The following is a 19,525-nucleotide window of genomic DNA, read 5'->3' as shown; positions in this document are numbered from 1 at the left end:
GGCTTACATCAGCACGATGTCGTACTGCTCCTGGGAATAGTGGATCTCGACCTGGAAGCGAATGGTCTTGGCGATGAAGGCCTCCAGGTCGGCCACCGCCGCCGACTCCTCGTCGAGCAGTCGATCGACCACCGATTGCGATGCCAGCACCATATAGGTCTCGGGACCGTAGGCACGCTCCTCGCGGAGGATCTCGCGGAATATCTCGTAGCAGACCGTCTCCGGGGTCTTCAGGGTGCCGCGACCATGGCAGGTGGCGCAGGGTTCGCAGAGCGTCTGCTCGAGGCTCTCGCGGGTACGCTTGCGGGTCAACTGGACCAGCCCCAGCTCGGTCACTCCGGTGCACTTGGTCTTGGCGTGATCCCGCTCCAACGCCTTCTCCAGCACCCGCAGCACCTGACGCTGGTGCTCCGGGTCCTCCATGTCGATGAAGTCGATGATGATGATGCCGCCCAGGTTGCGCAGGCGCAGCTGCCGGGCGATGGCCGTGGCCGCCTCGAGGTTGGTCTTGAAGATCGTCTCCTCGAGGTTGCGATGCCCCACGTAGCCGCCGGTATTGACATCGATGGTGGTCATCGCCTCGGTGGGATCGATGACCAGATACCCTCCCGACTTCAGCTGTACCTTGCGCCCCAGCGCCTTCTGGATCTCGTCCTCGACGCTATAGAGGTCGAAGATCGGGCGCTCGCCGGCATAGTGCTCGATGCGCCCCACCGAATCGGGCATGAATTCCTCGGCGAACTCGATCAGCTTGACGTAGTTCTCCCGGGAGTCGATGCGCACCTTCTCGATCTCGTCGCGCATCACGTCGCGCAGGGTACGCATGAACAGTGGCAGGTCATCGTAGATCACGCTGGGCGCCGGGGCGGTGACCTTGCGTTCGCTCACCTTGCGCCACAATCGCAGCAGGAAGTGCATGTCGCTGGTGAGCTCCTCCTCACCGACCCCCTCGGCGGCGGTGCGCACGATGAAGCCCCCGGTGACCTCCAGTTGCTGTCCGGACTGGGCCTCCTCGAGCGCTCCGCGTAGCCGTTCGCGCTCGCGCTCGTCCTCGATGCGCTGGGAGACCCCGTGATGGGGCGAGTCGGGCATGTAGACCAGGTAGCGGGAGGGCACCGAGAGATGGGTGGTCAGCCGCGCGCCCTTGGAACCGATGGGATCCTTGGTCACCTGCACCACCAGTGCCTGTCCTTCGTGGAGCAACGCCCCGATGGCGACCTGCTCCTCGGCAGGGGTACCCGGCGGCATCACCTCGTGAGCATGGATGAAGGCCGCCCGGTCCAGGCCGATGTCGACGAAGGCCGCCTGCATCCCCGGCAACACGCGCACCACCCGCCCCTTGTAGATATTGCCGACGATGCCCCGGCGTCGCGAGCGCTCGATGAAGGCCTCCTGCAGCACGCCGTTCTCCACCACGGCCACTCGGGTTTCCATCGGCGTCAGGTTGATGAGTACTTCACCGCTCATGCGGAAATCCTTGTCCAGAGGTCTCTGAAAACATTATGACATAGCCCCGTCCCGGAAGGCCCCGCCCCAGATCGGCACGCCCTGGCGCGCCAGCATGGCCGCGACCTCGAACAGCGGCAGCCCCACCACCGCCGAATGGCTGCCCTCGATGCACGCGACGAACACCGCCGCGAACCCCTGGATGGCGTACCCTCCCGCCTTGTCCGCGGGCTCTCCGGAGTCCCAGTAGGCGTCGATCTCGGCAGCGCCGATCGCGCGCATGACGACGCGGGACGAGACACAGGCCTCGAGCAGCCCCGCGGGTCCGGTTACCGCCGCCGCGGTGAGCACCTCGTGGTCACGCCCCGACAGCGAACGCAGCATGGCGGCGGCGTGCTCCCGGTCGCGGGGCTTGCCGAGGATCTCCCCGTCGCGCACCACGGCGGTATCGGCGCCGAGCGTCGGTAGCGGCGAGTGCCGCGCCCCGGCCTGGGCCTTGGCCCGTGCCAGACGGGCCACGTAGTCGGCGGGCGCCTCTCCGGGCAGCGGCGTCTCGTCGACGTCCACCGGGCACACCTCGACCGGCACGCCGATCGAATCCAGCAGTTCGCGGCGGCGGGGCGAGGCGGAGGCGAGGCAGAGGTGAGCGGTCATGGCGCCTCCATCACTCCCTCGCCAGCCGGCGGCCCAGGGCCTCGAACAGCGTGGTCAGCCAGGGCCAGAGTGCCGCGCCGATCAGCGAGGGCAGCAGGAACGACAGATGAATGGAGAAGGGACCCAGCAGGGTGCGCAGCCACTGTTCGGCGAGCTGCACGGTACCGAGCAGGACGAAGATCAGCACCGCCTGCTGGAGCTGCGAATAGGCTCGGAAGCGCGGGTAGACCAGCGCACAGAGGAAGGCCAGCAGCGACAGGATCAGCGCGTTCTGCCCTAGCGTGACGCCTTCGATCAGGTCGAGCAGAATGCCCAGCGCGAAGCCGTGCAGCACGCCGACCCGCAGCGGTGCCTTCATACACCAGTAGATCAGCATCAGGCCGAGCCAGTCCGGGCGCCAGATCTGCCAGCCATCGGCCAGCGGCATCACCTGCAGGCAGAGCGCCAGCAGCAGGGTCAGCCAGATCCAGAGCAGGCTGGCAGACGACGAGGTGGGCATCAGGGCTCCTCCTTGGCGTCGGGTAGGCCAACGAGCCGGCGGGCCGCCTCCCTCGCCTCCACGGAGAGCTCCAGCTCCCAGCCGTCCTCGTCCGGCACCGGGGCCGCGGGCGGTGGAAAGAGCAGCATGAAGTGACGCGAGCGCTGCAGCTGGGCCACCGGAGTGGCCGTGACGCGGGCGAAGGGCTGACCGGGGTCGTGGACCACCTCGGCGACCCGCGCCACCGGATAACCGGCGGGAAAGCGGCCAGCCAGGCCCGAGGTGACCAGCAGGTCGCCCTCGCGGATGTCGGCGGTGTCGGGGACATGCAACACGTTCAGGCCCTGGTAGTTGCCGGTGCCCTGGACGATGAAGCGCAGGCCGTTGCGATTGACCTGCACCGGCAGCGCATGGCTGGCATCGGCCAGCAACAGCACGCGGCTGGAGTAGGCCGATACCGCCGTGACCTGGCCGACCAGCCCCGAGGCGTCCATCACCGGCTGTCCCACATAGGCGCCGTTGCGTCGCCCCCGGTCGATCACCATCTGGTAGGAGAAGGGATCGGAATCCAGCGACAGCAGCTCGCCGGTGATGAAGGGCACGTCGTTCTGACCGGCGGCCGCCAACAGCTCGCGCAGGCGCACGTTCTCGGCGGTCAGGCTGGCCATGCGCTGCACCCGATGCGAGAGCGTCAGGATCTGTTCGCGCAGTCGACGATTCTCGTCCACCAGTGCCCGCTGGTCGGAGAGTGCCAGCGAGCCCCAGTTGAGGACGTCACTCGGGACGCTGACTACCCACTGGATAGGGGCCACCAGGGTGGAGAGCTGGGCACGGACGGCCTCCATGCGCGTGAATCGTGTGTCGACGAACATCAGCACGGATGCCGCCAACGCGCACAGCAGCATGCGATAGACGGGCAGCGGTCCGTGCGAGAACAGCGGTTTAATAGTCGATCCCCCCGCACCAGGCCTGCGTCCTGCTCAGAGCGTCAGTCGCTGGACAGCAGTTCGAAGGTATGCTGGTCGATCATCTCCAGGGCCTTGCCGCCCCCCCGTGCCACACAGGTCAGCGGATCCTCGGCGACGATCACCGGCAGCCCGGTCTCCTCGGCGATCAGCTTGTCCAGGTCGCGCAGCAGCGCGCCGCCACCGGTCAGCACCAGGCCGCGCTCGGCGATGTCGGAGGCGAGCTCGGGGGGTGACTGCTCGAGGGCGTTCTTCACCGCCGAGACGATGGAGGCCAGCGTCTCCTGCAATGCATCGAGGATCTCGTGGGAGTTGAGGGTGAAGCTCCGCGGGATGCCCTCCGCCAGGTTGCGGCCGCGCACATCGATCTCGCGCAGCTCGCCGCCCGGATAGGCACAGCCGATCTCCTCCTTGATGCGCTCGGCGGTGGCTTCGCCGATCAGGCTACCGTAGTGGCGTCGCACGTAGGCGGTGATCGCCTCGTCGAAGCGGTCGCCGCCGACACGGATCGACTCGGAGTAGACGATGCCATTGAGCGAGATGATGGCGATCTCGCTGGTACCGCCGCCGATGTCCACCACCATCGAGCCCTGGGCCTCCTCGACGGGCAGGCCGGCACCGATGGCCGCCGCCATGGGCTCCTCGATCAGGAACACCTCACGTGCCCCGGCGCCTTCGGCCGACTCCTTGATGGCACGACGCTCGACCTGGGTCGACATGCAGGGCACGCAGACCAGCACCCGCGGGCTCGGCGTCAGGAAGGTGCTCTGGTGCACCTTGCGGATGAAGTGCTGGAGCATCTGCTCGGTGACGGTGAAGTCGGCGATCACCCCGTCCTTCATCGGGCGGATGGCGGTGATGTTGCCGGGGGTACGGCCCAGCATGCGCTTGGCGTCGGAACCGACCGCGGCCACGCTGCGCATGTTGCCGGACTGGCGGATCGCCACGACCGATGGCTCATCGAGCACGATGCCGCGACCGCGCACGTAAATCAGCGTATTGGCCGTGCCCAGGTCGATCGACAGATCGCTGGAAAACAGCCCCCTCAAGCGTTTGAACATGGAAGTCGTTACCTAGTGCAGTCCGGGAACCCTATGCGGATGCAAACGGTATCACCGCGGCCCCCCAGCAGCAAGCGAAAGCCCCCGGCATGGGACGCCCGCCGGACCTGCCAGCGGGGCGCCGGATGTGGTACCTTTTGCGGTCATTTCCATGACCCACCCCGTTCGAGGAACCCTGATCATGGCGCTTGAACACGCAGAGGTGATGCGGGCCGCCCATCTCGCCCGGCTCGGCCTGAACGACGACGAGGCAGCCCGCTACGTGGACGACCTCGGCCGCATCCTCGCGATGGTCGACCAGTTGCAGAGCCTGGATACCGCCGACGTCGCCCCCCTCGCCCACCCACTGGACGCCACCCAGCGCCTGCGCGCCGACGAGGTCACCGAGCCAAACCGCCGCGACGATTTCCAGCGCTGCGCTCCCGCGGTCGAGAAGGGCCTCTACCTGGTCCCCCGGGTAGTGGAATGACTCTCCCGGCACCTTCCGTTCCCGGCAAGCTTTGACGGAGCCCTTGGCCCATGCATGACAAGACACTCACCGAACTCGCCACCGCCCTCGAGGCCGGCGAGTTCTCGAGCCGCGAGTTGACGGCGCACCTGCTCGCCCGCATCGCCCGCTTCGACGACGACCTCAACAGCTTTATCACCATTACACCGGAAACCGCGCTGGAGGCGGCGGATCGGGCCGATACCGCCCGCGCGGCGGGCAAGGCCGGCCCGCTGACCGGCGTGCCCCTGGCGCTCAAGGACATCTTCTGCACCGAGGGCGTCAAGACCAGTGCCGGCTCGAGGATGCTCGACAACTTCGTCGCCCCCTATGACGCCACCGTGGTCGAGAAGCTCGCCGTCGCCGGCACCGTGAGCCTGGGCAAGACCAACATGGACGAGTTCGCCATGGGCTCCTCCAACGAGAACAGCTACTACGGCCCGGTGAAGAACCCCTGGGACCCCGCCGCGGTGCCCGGCGGCTCCTCCGGCGGCAGCGCCGCCGCGGTGGCCGCCGGCCTGGTACCCGCCGCCATGGGCACCGACACCGGCGGCTCGATCCGCCAGCCGGCGGCCTTCTGCGGCATCACCGGCCTCAAGCCCACCTACGGCCGGGTCTCGCGCTACGGCATCATCGCCTACGCCTCGAGCCTCGACCAGGCCGGCCCCATGGCGCGCACGGCCGAGGACTGCGCCCGGCTGCTCGGCGCCATTGCCGGCCATGACCTGCGCGACTCCACCAGCGTGGCCCGCGGGGTGCCCGACTACACCGGGGAGCTCGAGGCCCCCCTGACCGGCCTGAAGATCGGCCTGCCGCGCGAATACTTCGGCGACGGCCTCGACCCCGTGGTGGAGGCCGCGGTGCGCGAGGCGGTGAAGGTCTACGAGTCGCTGGGGGCCAGCGTGCGCGAGGTCAGCCTGCCGCATACCCACTACGCGATACCGGCCTACTACGTGATCGCCCCGGCCGAGGCCTCCTCCAACCTGTCGCGCTACGACGGGGTGCGCTTCGGGCATCGCTGCGACAACCCGCAGGACCTGATCGACCTCTACAAGCGGTCGCGGGCCGAGGGCTTCGGCGAGGAGGTCAAGCGACGCATCCTGATCGGCACCCACACTCTCTCCGAGGGCTTCTTCGACGCCTACTACAAGAAGGCCCAGCAGGTCCGCCGGTTGATCCGCCAGGACTTCCTCGACGCCTTCGAGGAGGTCGACGTGCTGATGGGGCCGGCCTCGCCGACTCCGGCCTTCGACCTGGGCGCCAACAAGGATCCGGTGTCGATGTACCTGCAGGACATCTACACCATCGCCGTCAACCTGGCCGGCATCCCCGGCATCAGCGTGCCGGCCGGCTTCGCGGGGCGTCGCCCGGTGGGGCTGCAGATCCTCGGCACCCACTTCGCCGAGGCGCGCCTGCTCAACGTCGCGCACCGCTTCCAGCAGGCCACCGACTGGCACCGCCGCCGTCCGGCCATCGCCGAGGAGACCGTCTGATGCAATGGGAAACCGTGATCGGGCTGGAGGTGCACGTCCAGCTCGCCACCCGCTCCAAGATCTTCTCCGGCGCCTCCACCGCCTTCGGCGCCGAGCCCAACACCCAGGCCTGCGCCGTCGACCTGGGGCTGCCCGGCGTGCTGCCGGTGCTCAACGAGGCCGCGGTCGCCATGGCGGTGCAGTTCGGCCTGGCGATCCACGCCGAGATCCCCGAGGTCTCGGTGTTCGATCGCAAGAACTACTTCTATCCCGACCTGCCCAAGGGCTACCAGACCAGCCAGATGTACCACCCCATCGTCGGCGCCGGCGAGGTGGAGATCACCCTCGACGACGGCAGCACCAAGCGCGTCCGGGTGCATCACGCCCACCTCGAGGAGGACGCCGGCAAGTCGCTGCACGAGGACTTCCACGGCATGACCGGGGTCGACCTCAACCGCGCCGGCACCCCGCTGCTGGAGATCGTCTCCGAGCCGGACCTGCGCTCGGCGAAGGAGGCCGCCGCCTACCTCAAGGCGATCCATTCGATCGTCACCTATCTGGGGATTTCCGACGGCAACATGGCCGAGGGGTCGATGCGCTGCGACGTCAACGTCTCGGTGCGCCCGGTCGGCCAGGAGGCCTTCGGCACCCGCGCCGAGATCAAGAACGTCAACTCCTTCCGCTTCGTCGAACGCGCCATCGCCTTCGAGGTGGAGCGCCAGGTCGAGCTCCTCGAGGACGGCGGCCAGGTGATCCAGGAGACTCGCCTGTTCGATCCCGAGCGCGACGAGACCCGCAGCATGCGCACCAAGGAGGAGGCCAACGACTACCGTTACTTCCCCTGCCCCGACCTGCTGCCGGTGGTGCTCGACCGGGCCTATGTCGACCACCTGCGCGAGACCCTGCCGGAACTGCCCGCCGACAAGCGCGCCCGCTTCGAGAGCGAGCTGGGCCTCTCCGCCTACGATGCCGGGGTGCTCTCGGCGAGCCGCGAGATGGCCGAGTACTTCGAGCGGGTCAAGGAGGTCTGCGGCGACGCCAAGCAGGCCGCCAACTGGGTGCAGGGCGAACTCTCAGGCGCCCTGAACCGCGAGGGCCTGCCGATCCAGCACAGTCCCGTCTCCGCCGACCGACTCGGCGAGCTGGTGGCCCGGGTGATCGACGACACCATCAACGGCAAGGCCGCCAAGCAGGTCTTCCAGGCGTTGTGGAACGGCGAGGGCGCCAGCGCCGACGAGGTGATCGCGGCCAAGGGCCTCAAGCAGGTCACCGACAGCGGCGCCATCGAGGCGATGATCGACCGGGTGATCGCGGAGAGTCCCGCCCAGGTGGCCCAGTACCGTGATGCCGAGCCCGACAAGCGCGGCAAGATGATCGGCTACTTCGTCGGCCAGGTGATGAAGGCCTCGCGCGGCACCGCCAACCCGCAGCAGGTCAACGCGCTTCTCAAGGAGAAGCTCGACGCGCTCTGCTGAGACGCGACGGGAGAAGTGTCGCCCGGACGCTGCCGGGCGACGGCCACCGCCGGAACAAGAGGACATTCGGATGTCGGACGATGTGGGCGCCCGCTTGCGCGCCCTGCGCACCCTGCGCGGGATCTCCCAGCGCGAGCTCGCCAAGCGTTGTGGCGTCACCCACTCCAGCCTGTCGCTGATCGAGCAGGGCAAGGTCAGCCCCTCGGTCAGCTCGCTGAAGAAGATCCTCGACGCCATTCCCATGAGCGTCGGGGACTTCTTCACCATGGACCTGGAGAGCCGCCGGCAGGTGTTCTACTCGGCCGACGAACTGGCCGACGTCGGCAGCGGCGACGTCATCTACAAGCTGGTGGGCGCCAACCGCCACGACCGCGCCCTGTCGTTCATGATCGAGACCTACCCGGCCGGCGCCGACACCGGCCGCGAGATGATCACCCACCAGGGCGAGGAAGCCGGGGTGGTGCTGGAGGGCGAGATCGAGATCACCATCGGCGCCGACACCCGGCGGCTCGGCCCCGGCGAGGCCTACTACTTCGAGACCAACGTTCCCCATCGCTTCCGCAACCCCGGCGAGGCCCCCTGCCGCCTGGTCAGCTGCGCGACCCCCGCCAGGGCGTTCTGACGCCCTGCTCCAGCCTCCTGGCGCGCAGAGCGGGCACTTGCCGGCCGCCCGGTTGTGCCGCATCCTGCCACCAGGGCCCGATCGACAAGAGGCCGGCTGCAGGTGTCCGAAGGGAGAGACGTTGTCGAGGGCGGACTCATGCCCATCGCAGCGGATGCGCTGCCTTACCGAAGGAGGACATGACATGAAGACTCGCACCCTGATTCCCCTGGCCCTGGCCATCGGGCTGCTGCCCCTGGCCGTGATGGCCCAGGACGCCGATGGCGAGGTGGTCGTGGAGGAGAGCGAGCCCGCCGCCACCGGGCAGGCCCAGGAGAATCTCGATACCGCCATCGAGCAGAACCCGGATGCCGCCGTCTTCGGCCTGGAGACGGCTCGCGAGGCGGTCACTGAGGGCGGCGTCGACGGCCAGGCCGTCAGCGACACCGCCAGCGACGGCCGCAGCACCGAGGCCCGCGACGGGGCCGGCAGCATGGGCGCTACCGCCTCCGATGGCCGCAGCAGTGCCGGCGGCATGGGCAGCGGTAACACCGGCGGCGGTGGTGGTGCCGGCGGCGGCGGCGGTGGTGCCGGCGGCGGTGGTGGTGCCGGTGGTGCCGGCGGCGGTGGTGGTGCCGGTGGTGCCGGTGGTGCCGGTGGTGCCGGCGGCGGCCGCAACTGATCGCCTGCGCACGTCCCTTAGCCACGACAAGGCCGGCTCCCGGGAGCCGGCCTTGTCGTTTCCGCTATCGCGACTCGGACGCCGGCTTGGTCATCGCCATCCCGTAAGGTATCGTCTGGCGACCGCCTCCCGTCACGAGTAACCCATGAAACACCCCCCGCCGCCCACCGGCGAGCTTGACCGCGACTTCCTTGCCGGCCGCGGCAGTGCCGGCTGGCACCGGCACCTGGCCGGCCTGATCCAGGCGGCAGCCAGCCGGGACCTCCCCGCCCGGCTGGAGCAGACCCTGAGAGCGCTGGTTCCCTTCGACACCATCCTGATCAACACCTACCACGGCCGCCAGCGACCGCTGCTGATCCACGACGACTACCCGGCGGAGAGTCGCGCACAGGGCATCGACCGCTATCTCAGCGAGGCCTACCTGCTCGACCCCTTCTTCACCGCGGTGCGCGAGGGCCTCGACCGGGGCGCCCACCGGCTGCGGGAGCTGGCGCCGGACCGCTTCGAGTCGAGCGACTACTATGCCCACTACTACCGTGCCCTGGGGCTGGTGGACGAGGTCGGGCTCTTCGCCCGGGTGACGGAAGACGTGGTGATCGTGGTGTCGCTGGGCTTCCGGACGGACATGCCGCTCAAGCGGCGGGCGCTGCAGGCGCTACGCAACGTCTCGCCGGTCATCGAGGCCCTGCTGATCGACTACTGGAAATGGCAGGGCGGGCAGTTCCAGCAGCATCTGGAGGCACAGGCCCCGGTGGAGGCCGCCTTCGCCAGCTTCGGTGCCGGCGTGCTGACCGCCCGCGAGCAGGAGATCGTGCGCCTGCTGCTCGCCGGCCACTCCACCAAGTCGGCCGCCCGGGAGCTCGCCATCAGCGACGGCACCGTCAAGGTCCACCGCAAGCACATCTACCAGCGCCTCGAGGTCTCCAGCCAGTCGCAGCTGTTCCGGCTGTTCCTCGACCACGTGGCGCTGGTCTCGCGCCAGCGTGGCGGTTAGCTCGTCCCGGCGCGCCACGCCTCCTCGAACAGTCCCTCGACCGTCGTCACCTCACCACAGCGGTGCGGGACATACCCCGGCAGGGCCGCGATGTCCTCGTGGAAGGTAGCACCGCGCAGCACCTCGAGCAGGGAGGCGAAGCGCGGTTCCGCCAGGCTGCGCTGATGGCAGACCAGCAGGTAGTCCTCGGTGGCCAGGGGCACGAAGTCGAGCCCGAAGCGCCGCGCCGCCGCCTCCACCCCGAAGCCCGCATCGGCCATGCCGGCGGCCACATAGGCAGCAGCTCCACGGCGAAGCCGTGACTGGCATGCAGGCGCAGCACCGGCGGTACCCCCTCCAGCTGCTGCTGGATGGCCAGGTTGAGTCCGAGCCCAGGCTCTCCAGCTGCGGGCCCAGGCGGGCGATCACCCGCTGCTCGGCCCACAGCAGCTTCTCGCCCAGCGGCGAGAGCCGCGCCCTCCGCCCCCGGGCCCATGGCTGAGGAAGCGAAGATGTCGTTACACAACGACGCGCACCTGGTGCGCATGGCCAACCAGATCGCCGCCAACCTGAGCGGCGGCCGGCGCGAGGACGAAGCCGTGGCGGGCATCTGCCACCACCTGGAGACCTTCTGGGCCCGGCCCATGAAGCGGCGCCTGATCGCCTGCCTGGAGGAGGAGAATACCGAGCTGGTGCCACTGGCGCGGCGCGCCGCACGGCAGCTGGCCGTACGGCTGGCGGAGCGGAAACTCCAGGCGACCGGTCAAGTCTCCGCCACGACTCAGGACGCCGACTCCGATCCCGGATTTGCACTCGGGTAGTCGATATCGCGGATCACCCCCGGATCCGCTACCGGCACGGCAATCACCCTGTCGGCGAACCGGGCGAGAACCGGCCTGGCCCCCAGATCATCCAGGTTGGCGGCCAGGGCAGGCCAGAAGTCACGACCGAAGAAGACCGGATGTCCGGGAGTCTCGCCGTAGAGAGGTCTGACGATGGTGTTGGCCGCGGCTCGTCGATCCAACCGCTGGCAGGTTTCGGGCCTCACCCAGGGCATATCGCCCAGCCAGATGGCGACGCTGTCGACATCACAGCGCGACAACGGCTGGTCGAGTTCCCGGAAGGCATGGGCGATGCTGCCTCCAAGCCCCACCGGGGCCGCGGGACGGATGACCAGCGCCATGGCCTCGGGAATCCCCAGATCGGCGGGTGCCACCTGGGCATTCACCACCACCCTTACCTGCTCGAAGGCGTCCATGGCGGCGGCCAGGGTGGTGGCGAGCAGCGTGCGACCATCGGCGAGCCGCGCCAGTCGCTTGTCACTGCCGAAGCGCCGGGAGTGCCCCGCCGCCATGATCAGGGCCAATGAGTGCCTAGAGCGCATCTCGCGCCTTGCCCCGATGGACCCGAACGATATCGGCCATGACCGCCAAGGCGATTTCGGCCGGCGTCTTGCTGCCGAGACCAAGGCCAATGGGCATCGTGATCCGGGCGATCTGCTCGGGGCCGAGCCCCCCCGAACGGCGCAGCCGCGCCTCGCGCTGGCGCGAGGTCTGCCGCGAGCCCATGACGCCGATATAGAAGGCCTCGGTGCGCACGGCCTCGATCATCGCCAGATCGTCGATGCGCGGATCATGGGTCAGGGCCACCACGGCGGTGGCGGCATGGCAGCCGCCCGAAGCGATGAAGGTCGAGGGCATCACCGCCTGCACCTCCACCCCCGGTACCGCAAACCCCCGGCGCGCCTCCTCCCGGGGATCGCAGACGATGACCTCGAAGCCCAGGGTACTGGCGAAGCTGGCACAGGCCTGGGAGACCGGTGAGATACCCGCGATGATCAGGCGCAGTGCCGGGCCGAGGCGCACGCCGATGATGCCCTCCTCCCGCAGAATGGCGGGCCCCGGCGCCTCGGCCAGCACGAAATGCGCCCCGCGACCATCCAGCGGTACACGCCGAATCAGGGCTCGTCGGCCGAGCAGGGTGGCATGCACCACCTCCAGGTGGGTCAGGGTGGCCGCGTCGGGCTCCAGCCGCTCTACCAGCACCTCCAGGCTGCCCCCACAGGGCAACCGCACACGGCTCGACCCCGGTGCATTCCCCTGGCCGCCATACCGCACCCGTTGCACCGGCTCGCTGAATTCCCCCTGGTGCAGCCGCTCGAGAAAGTCCTCCTCCACGCAGCCACCGGACAGCGACCCCAGGTGCTCACCATCCTGGCGTGCCACCAGCATGGCGCCGGGCTCCCGGGGGGACGAGCCGAAGGTGGCCAGCACCGTGCACAGCCACAGACGATGGCCCCGGTTGGCCCACTGCAGGGCGCGCTCGATGACCTGCAAGTCGAGATGCTGCATCAGCCGATCGCCTCAACCGGCGCCGACCGAGCAGCGGCCAGGGTGCGGCGCACCACCTCCGGTGTGAAGGGGGGGCGGGTGAAGCGCACCCCGGTGGCATCGTACAGGGCGTTGGCGATGGCCGGAGCGCCGGGCAGTGACGTGGATTCTCCGACCCCCAGCGGCGGTGCCTCGGGGCGCTCGAGGAGCATGACGTCGATCTCGGGCAGCTCGGAGAACCGCAGGATCGGATAGCCGCCCCACTCCCGGCTCACCGGCAGGCCGTCCTCGAAGGCGACCCGCTCCTTGAGGGTCCGGCTCAGCGTCTGGATGACATTGCCATGCACCTGGTGACGCACGCCGGCCGGATTGACCATGAGACCGGCGTCCTGGCCCACGACCAGCCGCTCGATGACGATGCGTCCGCTCTCGGGGTGCACCTTCAGCTCCACCACCCAGGCCGCCAGGGCCGCGCCAAAGCCGGGAAACTGGCTGTGCACGTACTGGGCGTAGGCCACCCCTCGCCCATGGTGCCAACCCTCGACCATCCGGGGCGCGGAATGGGCGACCCGGGGCTGCCAGCCCGCTCGCGCTGCCACGGCCTCGGTCAGATCCACCGCGCGCGGGTCGGCCAGGTAGCGCAGCCGATAGGCCACCGGATCCTCGCCGGCCAGCTGGGCCAGTTCGTCGATATGGCTCTCATGCGCGAAGGTGTTGGGCATGGCCGAGACGCCGCGCAACCAGGAGGCGCGCACCAGGGTCGGCACGTCATCGCAGGCGATCTGCCGATGCGGGTAGCGATAAGGCGGGACCGAGGTACGATCCCCCATCTCGAAGGGGATATCGCTGGGTTTGACGATGCCGGTCAGCAGCAGGGCCAGGGTCGGGGCATTGTTCGAGGGATAGCGGGCAACGAAGCGATAGGCGGCGGGGCTGCCATCGGCGTTCAGGCCCCCCTGGACCTCCATCAACTGGGCCGCGCCCTTGGGCTCCCAGCCATGCTCCTGCTTCCGGGTCAGCTGTACCCGCACCGGCCGCCCCACCGCGCGAGACAGTAGCGCAGCATCGGCCCCCACATCGTCGGCACAGTTGCGACCGTAACAGCCGGCGGCTTCCATGCGAGTGATGGTGATCACGCCCTCGTCGAGCCCCATCAGCCGCGACAGGTCTGCGCGCAGGCTGTGGGGATTCTGGGTGCCGGACCACACCTGCAGCCGGTCGTCACGAAAGTCGGCCACCGAGCAGGAGGGGCCGATGGAGCCGTGCAGTTGAAACGGCCAGACATAGGTGCGAGATACACGATGCGCAGCCCGGGCCAGCGCTCCCTCCACGTCGCCCTCCTCCAGCAAGGGGCGCCGTTGGGCCGGCAACTCTCGCAGGGCCTGTTCCAGATCGTCGAGCCGGGGTAAGCCCTCCGGCTCGCGCCAGGTGACCTTGAGCCGCCTGGCCGCCGCCGCGGCCTGCTCCTCACGCTCGGCGACTACGCCCACGAAATCGCCGATCACCACCACCTGGATCAGCCCAGGCATGCCGGCCACCGAGGCCTCATCCACCGCCACCAGGCTGGTGCCGATGAAGTCGCCGCGATCATGGCCGGTATAGGGCGGGCGGATCACTCGACCGTGCAGCATGCCGGGCAGGCGCAGGTCATGCACGAAAGTCAGCTTGCCGACGGCCTTGTCGGGAATGTCCACCCGCGGCGCCGCCCGCCCTACCAGCCGATAGTCGCCGGCCGGCTTGAGCGGTACCTCATCGGCGAGCTTCAAGGCATGACGCTCGCCGTGGAGAAGTTCACCGTAACTCACGGCGGGTCGATCACCCTCGAGCGGCAGGATGGTTCCCTCTACACAACGCAGGCCGCCCCGCTCTACGCCAAAGTGGCTAGTCGCCAGATCCAGCAAGTATTCGCGAGCCTGGGCCGCCGCACGCCGCAACGGCTCGGCGGTGATCTGGATGGTAGCGCTGGCGATGGTCGGCCCCTGGTTGGGTACCTCGAAGGGATGGCCCAGCACCATAGTGACCCGTTCGAAGGCGACCTCCAGCTCCTCAGCGACGATCTGGGACAGGGCCGTGCGAATGCCGGTACCCAGATCCACGTGGCCGTTGAAGGCCATCACCCGACCATCCGCGAGCACGGCGATGAAGAACTCGGGTTCCGTGGGTATAAAGTCAGAGTGTGTGCCCGGTTGGCCCGGCGCCGGCTTGGGCGGAACCACAGGCTCTCGGTAGACCACCAGTAGGTCGGTCCCGTGGAGGAGCGCGTGTCGATCCGGCAGTGTTGTGGACGCCATTCAAGCCTCAATGCTGTTATCGGTGGCCAGGAGCGCGATACGTTGGTGACACCGGCATCGCATGGAAGGGGGAGACCAGCTTGCCCTTCCCGTCATTTAGTTATAGTGTATACACCATAAATAAGCACAGCTTTCCCATCGCCTGCAAGCCTATGTCTCGCCCGCGTTGACACTCGCGGCCGCTCTGCCCCACCAGAGCCATACTGGGCGGTGAGACCGCGACAACCATAGGTTGTCGGCAGCACACCAAGGATGCTTCATGACTACAGAAACGCCAGCTCACGCCGCCATGTCCAGCGACCACCGAACCCCCGCCGAGCAGGGTTATGACTTCTCCGAACAGGTCGGTCACCTGCTGCGCAAGGCCTACCAGCGCCATACGGCGATCTTCCAGCGCCACAGTTGTGACAAACAGCTGACCGCGATCCAGTTCGTCACCCTGTGCACGGTCATGGAGCGTGGACCAAGCTCGCTCACCGAGATCGTCAATGCCACCGCCATTGACCCCGCCACGATCCGCGGTGTGATCAAGCGGCTCAAGGCGCGAGAGTGGATCACTCTGACCACCGATCCCAGCGACCAGCGCAAGGTGATGGTGGTCATCACCGAGGCGGGTGAGACCCTGGTCGAGACCATGGTGCCCATCGCCAAGCAGATCAGCGATCAGACCATGAGCAACCTCAATCCCGCCGAGCGCATCGCCCTGATGCATCTGCTGGAGAAGATGAACACCGACGCCTGAGGTGGCTGCCCGGCCGCTGTCGGCCGGGTCGGGTCAGTCAGCCCGCAAGTGGTCCAGCGTCTCGTCGAGGGAGACCACGTCGCCGTACTTGCTGTCGATATCGAACAGGTTGGCCTCGTGGGGGGCGGGGTGGCGATCACCTACGCAATCGCGCACCACCATCACGCGGAAGCCATGCTGCAGGCCGTCCACGGCGGTGGCACGAATGCAGCCGCTGGTCGAGCAGCCGGTCAGGATCAGGGTATCCACCCCCATGGCCACCAGCGTCGAGGCCAGCGAGGTGCCAAAGAAGGCGCTGGCGTACTGCTTGGTGATCACCAACTCATCGTCAGACGGGATCACCTCCTCGCAGAATGTTGCATAGGGGTTGCCCGGCACCATGGTGCGCATTACCGGTGCTTTCTTGACCCAGATGCCGCCGTCACATTGGTCCGGCGCCTGGTAAAGGATATTGGTATGGATAACCGGCACGCGGGCCTCGCGCGCCGCCGCCAACAGCCGCGGCATCCTGGCCACTGCCTCTACCACACCCGGAGCGTATAGCGGCGAGCCAGGCGTGGTGTACCCATGCATGAAGTCGACAACCAACAGAGCGGCCTTGTCACCGAAACCGATCCGGCCATCCCAGACGCCCTTGTAGTTGTCACTGGCTTCCTGAGCATGTTGCGTCATGACGGTCTCCTCAGTAGGCGCCCGACAGCAGAGCGCCGGCTCCCGGCACCACCGGTTCGAGATCGAGGGCCTTGAGCATGGCATAGGTAGTGGCGATGGCCGCGGTGACCACCGGCTTGCCAGTGATCGCTTCAACCTTGGAGACGGCGGCCAGCGAGGGCATCTGCACACAAGCAGAGAGCACGATGGCATCCACATCGCTGTAGTCGAGTCCGGCGACAATCTCCGGCAAATTGGCAGGATTGTGGCGAGCCACGTCGAGGTTGTTGGGAATCTCTAGCGCGCGGTAGTCGACCACCTCGACGCCCTCCTCACGGATATAATCCACCACCATCTCGGTGAGTGGCTTCATGTAGGGGGCCACCACCACGACGCGCTTGGCCCCCATGACGCCCAGGGCATCCACCAGGGCGCCGGCGCTGGTCACCACCGGGGTATCGCAACCGTTCTCCTCGGTGCGGCTGCGCAGGCGCCGCTGGGATTCGCGGTGGTATCCCGGTCCCATGGACATGATCGCCACCAGGCAGGCATAGCCCATCACGTCCACTGCCGCGTCGGAGAGCTCCAGCGCACAGCGGTCGGACTCGGCATCCATGGCAGCCAGCTCATCCTTGCTCACGGTCTTCATGCGCATGCGGCTGGAGTGGAAAGTGAAACGCTCGGGGCGAATCAGCTGCCTCGCAGCCAGCATGGCGGGAATTTCCGTCTCCATGGTGATGTTGGAACTGGGTACGATCTGGCCGATACGGTATGTCTTGGTCATGGCGCAAGGCCTCCCTCAGAGTTCAGTGCCCAGGAAGTCCTCGAAGGCGGCGAAGAAGCCCTCGTAGTCGTCCCAGGGAATCATGTGTCCCGCCCGCTCGGCGGTGGTGATGCGAATCGATGGCAGCAGGTCGCGGATCTCGGCACGATCTTGATCCTGAATCACCCCGCCCTTGCCGGCGCAGATCAACAGCGTCGGTACCGCCACACCGGGGAGGTCCTGGTGAATATCCACGCTGTGGAACTCCTCGAAGGCCTGGACGATGGCTGGCTCGTAGCAGGTATGCAGCCACTCGGCGCGCAGGCGCAGCTGATCCTCGCTCCAGGTCGGGCAGTACCGACGCATGGTCTCGAGATCAGCACCCCGGATGCAGTCGCGGATCGAATCCACGTACCAGGGCAGCTTGCTGGGGTACTCGCGGCGCCCCGGTCCGGAGACCGGCGGATCGATCAGCACCAGCTTGTCGATGTCTCGAGCGCCCCGGGACAGGGCACGCAATGCGAAGCGGGCGCCCATGGAGTGGCCGGCAAGAATGACACGCTCCAGCCCCAGCGCCGCGATGAACGCGCTCACGTCATCGGCACAGGTATCGGTGTCGTAGGCGAGCTTGGGACCGCTGGAGGAGAGGCCGCGACCGCGCACGTCGAGCACATAGGTATCGAAGTGTCGACCGAGGCGCTCGGCCACGAAGCCCCAGGTCACGGCCGGGCTGGTGATACCGGGGATCAGCACCAGCGGCTGGCGGGTGGCCGATGCCTCGCCGCCATAGCGCAGGTAGTGCTGGCGAATGCCATTGGCCTGGACGTTAGCGCCGTACAGGAAGGTGCTGCTCATGCCGGACTCTCCTCGTCGGTGTGCTGCAGCTGCTTGAGCGGCACCTCGTAGACGTCATAGCCGAACACCCAGGCCGGGTCTTCGTCCTGACGCAACCAGGTGTTGTCGTGGGAGACCTTCTGCACGCGGGAGGCGCGCTCGAAGCGGTTGGTACGATACAGCTCGAAGGCGTCCTGATAACGGTCGGCGCCGACCTCATCCAGGCAGCGCACCAGCATGGCGGCATCCTCGATGGCCATGGCGGCGCCCTGGGCCATGTGCGGCTTCATCGGATGGCAAGCATCGCCAAGCAACACCAGGCGGTTGTCATGCCACAGTGGCAAGGGGTTGCGCTCGAGCAGCGGCCACTTGGTGACCGTCTCGGTGCAGTCGATCAGTGCCTGGACCGTGGGGTGATAACCCTCGAAGGCCTTGCGCATCTCTTCACGAGAGCTGTCCACGAAGGAGGTACCGTGATTCCACTCCGGCTCGGGCACCCCGGTGACGTAGTAGTACTGCTTCTCATCGCCGGTCACGAAGTAGACCATCATGTGGCGATCCTCCGACCACCACTTCACGCACGCCTCGAAGTCGAGGTCATAGGCCTTGAGCTTCTCCGCCGAGATGATCGCGCGATGGGCGACCCAGCCACTGTAGGTGGGCGCCTCGGGCCCCAGCAGCTTCTCGCGGATGCGTGAATTGACTCCATCGGCGCCGATCACCAGGTCGGCCTCGTCGGTAGTGCCATCGGCGAAGGTCATGATCACCTTGTCGCCGCTGTCGTCGACGTTCACCAACCGCTTGTCGAAGTAGAGCCGCTCCTGATCCAGGGTGCTGACCATCAACTCATGCAGGTCGCCGCGGTGCACGGTGATATAGGCCGCACCGTACTCTTCGCGGGCGAAATCGCCGAGCGGGATGCGCGACAGGTACTCGCCGCTCCTGCCATCGCGACTGAACCAGTGCGTCGGGTGGGAGCCCATGGCGTTGAGCTTGTCCTCGATGCCGATGCGACGCATCACCTTCATGACGTTGGGGCCGAGGTGAATACCGGCGCCCAGCCGTGAAAAGGCTGGTGCCTGCTCGTAGACCCTTGTGTCGTAGCCAGCCTGCTGCAGGAGCGCACCCGCTGCAGCGCCTCCGAGACCTGCACCGATGACAGCAATTCTTCGATTCTTGGTCATTTACTCCACCTATTTGATTTTATTGATCTTCCTCGATGCCCAATGGGCAGAGGGCATGCGCAGAGCAACTCTTCGTCGGGGGCGCTCCAGCATGTGGCACGCGCCGGGGGTGACACGAGGCTCAATTACAACGTATACACCATTTTTTTTTACGTCAAGCACCGTTTATTCGATCGTCGCGCCGAACACCCAAACCAGGACCAAAAGAGGAAAAACTTGATCAACGCCCATGAAACGGTGAATTTTCGAAGGGAAAGCATGACGAAGATCACAGCTTGCAGAAATAGGACTCAAGGTGCTATATGTGTAGAAACCTGAAATTAACAGCGTATACACTGCAATCAATCAGCACATCCGGATCCTCAAAGGAGGCGCAGGGTGATGCCTGAATTGGCTCCCTCAGGAGTCGAAAATGTGGATAACGCCAAGAATAACG

Annotated in this window: 20 protein-coding genes and 1 pseudogene; 8 read left to right on the top strand and 13 right to left on the bottom strand. The window is 67.2% G+C overall.

Annotation, left to right across the window (positions count from 1 at the left end):
- Positions 1-3: 3 nt before the first annotated feature.
- The 5 genes from rng to QLQ85_RS05860 form a co-directional block, all read right to left on the bottom strand.
- Positions 4-1,467 (bottom strand): ribonuclease G, encoded by a 1,464-nt coding sequence (gene rng, locus QLQ85_RS05880; protein ID WP_282723598.1) that lies wholly within the window; start codon positions 1,465-1,467, stop codon positions 4-6.
- 33 nt (positions 1,468-1,500) lie between these two features.
- The gene (locus QLQ85_RS05875) at positions 1,501-2,100 is read right to left on the bottom strand and encodes a Maf family protein (RefSeq protein ID WP_282738125.1); all 600 of its coding nucleotides are present in this window, start codon (positions 2,098-2,100) and stop codon (positions 1,501-1,503) included.
- 10 nt (positions 2,101-2,110) lie between these two features.
- Positions 2,111-2,599, bottom strand: coding sequence for a rod shape-determining protein MreD (mreD, locus tag QLQ85_RS05870; protein WP_282723596.1), 489 nt, complete (start codon positions 2,597-2,599; stop codon positions 2,111-2,113).
- Positions 2,599-3,483, bottom strand: coding sequence for a rod shape-determining protein MreC (gene mreC / locus QLQ85_RS05865; RefSeq protein WP_407650345.1), 885 nt, complete (start codon positions 3,481-3,483; stop codon positions 2,599-2,601). The genes mreD and mreC overlap by 1 nt, the downstream gene beginning before the upstream one ends.
- An 83-nt stretch (positions 3,484-3,566) precedes the next feature.
- Positions 3,567-4,604 carry a rod shape-determining protein gene (locus QLQ85_RS05860; RefSeq protein ID WP_102628505.1) on the bottom strand — a complete coding sequence of 346 codons (1,038 nt, stop codon included), beginning with the start codon at positions 4,602-4,604 and terminating at the stop codon, positions 3,567-3,569.
- 181 nt (positions 4,605-4,785) lie between these two features.
- On the opposite strand from QLQ85_RS05860, the gene gatC reads away from it, so the two are divergent.
- The 6 genes from gatC (at position 4,786) to QLQ85_RS05830 (ending at position 10,315) form a co-directional block, all read left to right on the top strand.
- A complete protein-coding gene (gene gatC, locus QLQ85_RS05855; protein WP_102628506.1) occupies positions 4,786-5,073 on the top strand; it encodes an Asp-tRNA(Asn)/Glu-tRNA(Gln) amidotransferase subunit GatC in 288 nt (95 codons plus the stop codon).
- A gap of 50 nt (positions 5,074-5,123) precedes the next feature.
- Positions 5,124-6,584 (top strand): Asp-tRNA(Asn)/Glu-tRNA(Gln) amidotransferase subunit GatA, encoded by a 1,461-nt coding sequence (gene gatA / locus QLQ85_RS05850; RefSeq protein WP_282738124.1) that lies wholly within the window; start codon positions 5,124-5,126, stop codon positions 6,582-6,584.
- Entirely contained in the window at positions 6,584-8,038 is a 1,455-nt protein-coding gene (gatB, locus tag QLQ85_RS05845; protein ID WP_282738123.1) for an Asp-tRNA(Asn)/Glu-tRNA(Gln) amidotransferase subunit GatB, read from the top strand. Before gatA ends, gatB begins: the two co-directional genes overlap by 1 nt.
- A 70-nt stretch (positions 8,039-8,108) precedes the next feature.
- A complete protein-coding gene (locus tag QLQ85_RS05840; protein ID WP_102628509.1) occupies positions 8,109-8,660 on the top strand; it encodes a cupin domain-containing protein in 552 nt (183 codons plus the stop codon).
- Between the two features lie 184 nt (positions 8,661-8,844).
- Positions 8,845-9,321: a hypothetical protein gene (locus QLQ85_RS05835; RefSeq protein WP_282738122.1), complete on the top strand. Its 477-nt coding sequence runs from the start codon at positions 8,845-8,847 to the stop codon at positions 9,319-9,321.
- A 145-nt stretch (positions 9,322-9,466) separates the two neighbouring features.
- Entirely contained in the window at positions 9,467-10,315 is an 849-nt protein-coding gene (locus QLQ85_RS05830) for a helix-turn-helix transcriptional regulator (protein ID WP_282738121.1), read from the top strand.
- Here the strand turns inward: QLQ85_RS05830 and QLQ85_RS05825 are convergent.
- A pseudogene (locus QLQ85_RS05825) lies at positions 10,312-10,783 on the bottom strand (substrate-binding domain-containing protein); the annotation flags it as partial. The gene QLQ85_RS05830 and the pseudogene QLQ85_RS05825 overlap by 4 nt on opposite strands.
- A 23-nt stretch (positions 10,784-10,806) precedes the next feature.
- Here QLQ85_RS05825 and QLQ85_RS05820 point away from each other — a divergent pair.
- Complete coding sequence (locus QLQ85_RS05820; protein WP_282738120.1) at positions 10,807-11,115, top strand: formate dehydrogenase subunit delta; 309 nt, start codon at positions 10,807-10,809, stop codon at positions 11,113-11,115.
- Here QLQ85_RS05820 and QLQ85_RS05815 read toward each other — a convergent pair.
- Genes QLQ85_RS05815 through QLQ85_RS05805 form a run of 3 tightly spaced genes read right to left on the bottom strand, consistent with a single transcriptional unit; the run spans position 11,076 to position 14,738 of the window.
- On the bottom strand, positions 11,076-11,678 hold the full coding sequence (locus QLQ85_RS05815; protein WP_282738119.1) for a nucleotidyltransferase family protein: 603 nt from the start codon (positions 11,676-11,678) through the stop codon (positions 11,076-11,078). The genes QLQ85_RS05820 and QLQ85_RS05815 overlap by 40 nt on opposite strands.
- A complete protein-coding gene (locus tag QLQ85_RS05810) occupies positions 11,668-12,645 on the bottom strand; it encodes an XdhC family protein (RefSeq protein ID WP_282738118.1) in 978 nt (325 codons plus the stop codon). The genes QLQ85_RS05815 and QLQ85_RS05810 overlap by 11 nt, the downstream gene beginning before the upstream one ends.
- Positions 12,645-14,738: a xanthine dehydrogenase family protein molybdopterin-binding subunit gene (locus QLQ85_RS05805; protein ID WP_407650352.1), complete on the bottom strand. Its 2,094-nt coding sequence runs from the start codon at positions 14,736-14,738 to the stop codon at positions 12,645-12,647. Before QLQ85_RS05805 ends, QLQ85_RS05810 begins: the two co-directional genes overlap by 1 nt.
- A 436-nt stretch (positions 14,739-15,174) precedes the next feature.
- Between QLQ85_RS05805 and QLQ85_RS05800 the strand changes: the two genes are divergently transcribed.
- Positions 15,175-15,657, top strand: a complete 483-nt coding sequence (locus QLQ85_RS05800) for a MarR family winged helix-turn-helix transcriptional regulator (protein WP_282738116.1) — start codon at positions 15,175-15,177, stop codon at positions 15,655-15,657.
- A 33-nt stretch (positions 15,658-15,690) separates the two neighbouring features.
- Here the strand turns inward: QLQ85_RS05800 and QLQ85_RS05795 are convergent, their stop codons facing one another.
- Genes QLQ85_RS05795 through QLQ85_RS05780 form a run of 4 tightly spaced genes read right to left on the bottom strand, consistent with a single transcriptional unit; the run spans position 15,691 to position 19,089 of the window.
- On the bottom strand, positions 15,691-16,329 hold the full coding sequence (locus QLQ85_RS05795) for an N-carbamoylsarcosine amidohydrolase (protein WP_282738115.1): 639 nt from the start codon (positions 16,327-16,329) through the stop codon (positions 15,691-15,693).
- A 10-nt stretch (positions 16,330-16,339) separates the two neighbouring features.
- Entirely contained in the window at positions 16,340-17,092 is a 753-nt protein-coding gene (locus QLQ85_RS05790; protein WP_456070205.1) for a maleate cis-trans isomerase family protein, read from the bottom strand.
- 15 nt (positions 17,093-17,107) lie between these two features.
- Entirely contained in the window at positions 17,108-17,926 is an 819-nt protein-coding gene (locus QLQ85_RS05785; protein WP_282738114.1) for an alpha/beta fold hydrolase, read from the bottom strand.
- Positions 17,923-19,089 carry an FAD-dependent monooxygenase gene (locus QLQ85_RS05780; protein ID WP_282738113.1) on the bottom strand — a complete coding sequence of 389 codons (1,167 nt, stop codon included), beginning with the start codon at positions 19,087-19,089 and terminating at the stop codon, positions 17,923-17,925. The genes QLQ85_RS05785 and QLQ85_RS05780 overlap by 4 nt, the downstream gene beginning before the upstream one ends.
- Positions 19,090-19,525: the final 436 nt, after the last annotated feature.

The organism is Halomonas kalidii (genome assembly GCF_030010475.1).
GTDB classification, from domain to species: Bacteria; Pseudomonadota; Gammaproteobacteria; order Pseudomonadales; family Halomonadaceae; genus Halomonas; species Halomonas heilongjiangensis.
The sequence above is the reverse complement of the archived record's forward strand: the minus strand, read 5'-3'. Positions and strand labels throughout refer to the sequence as shown.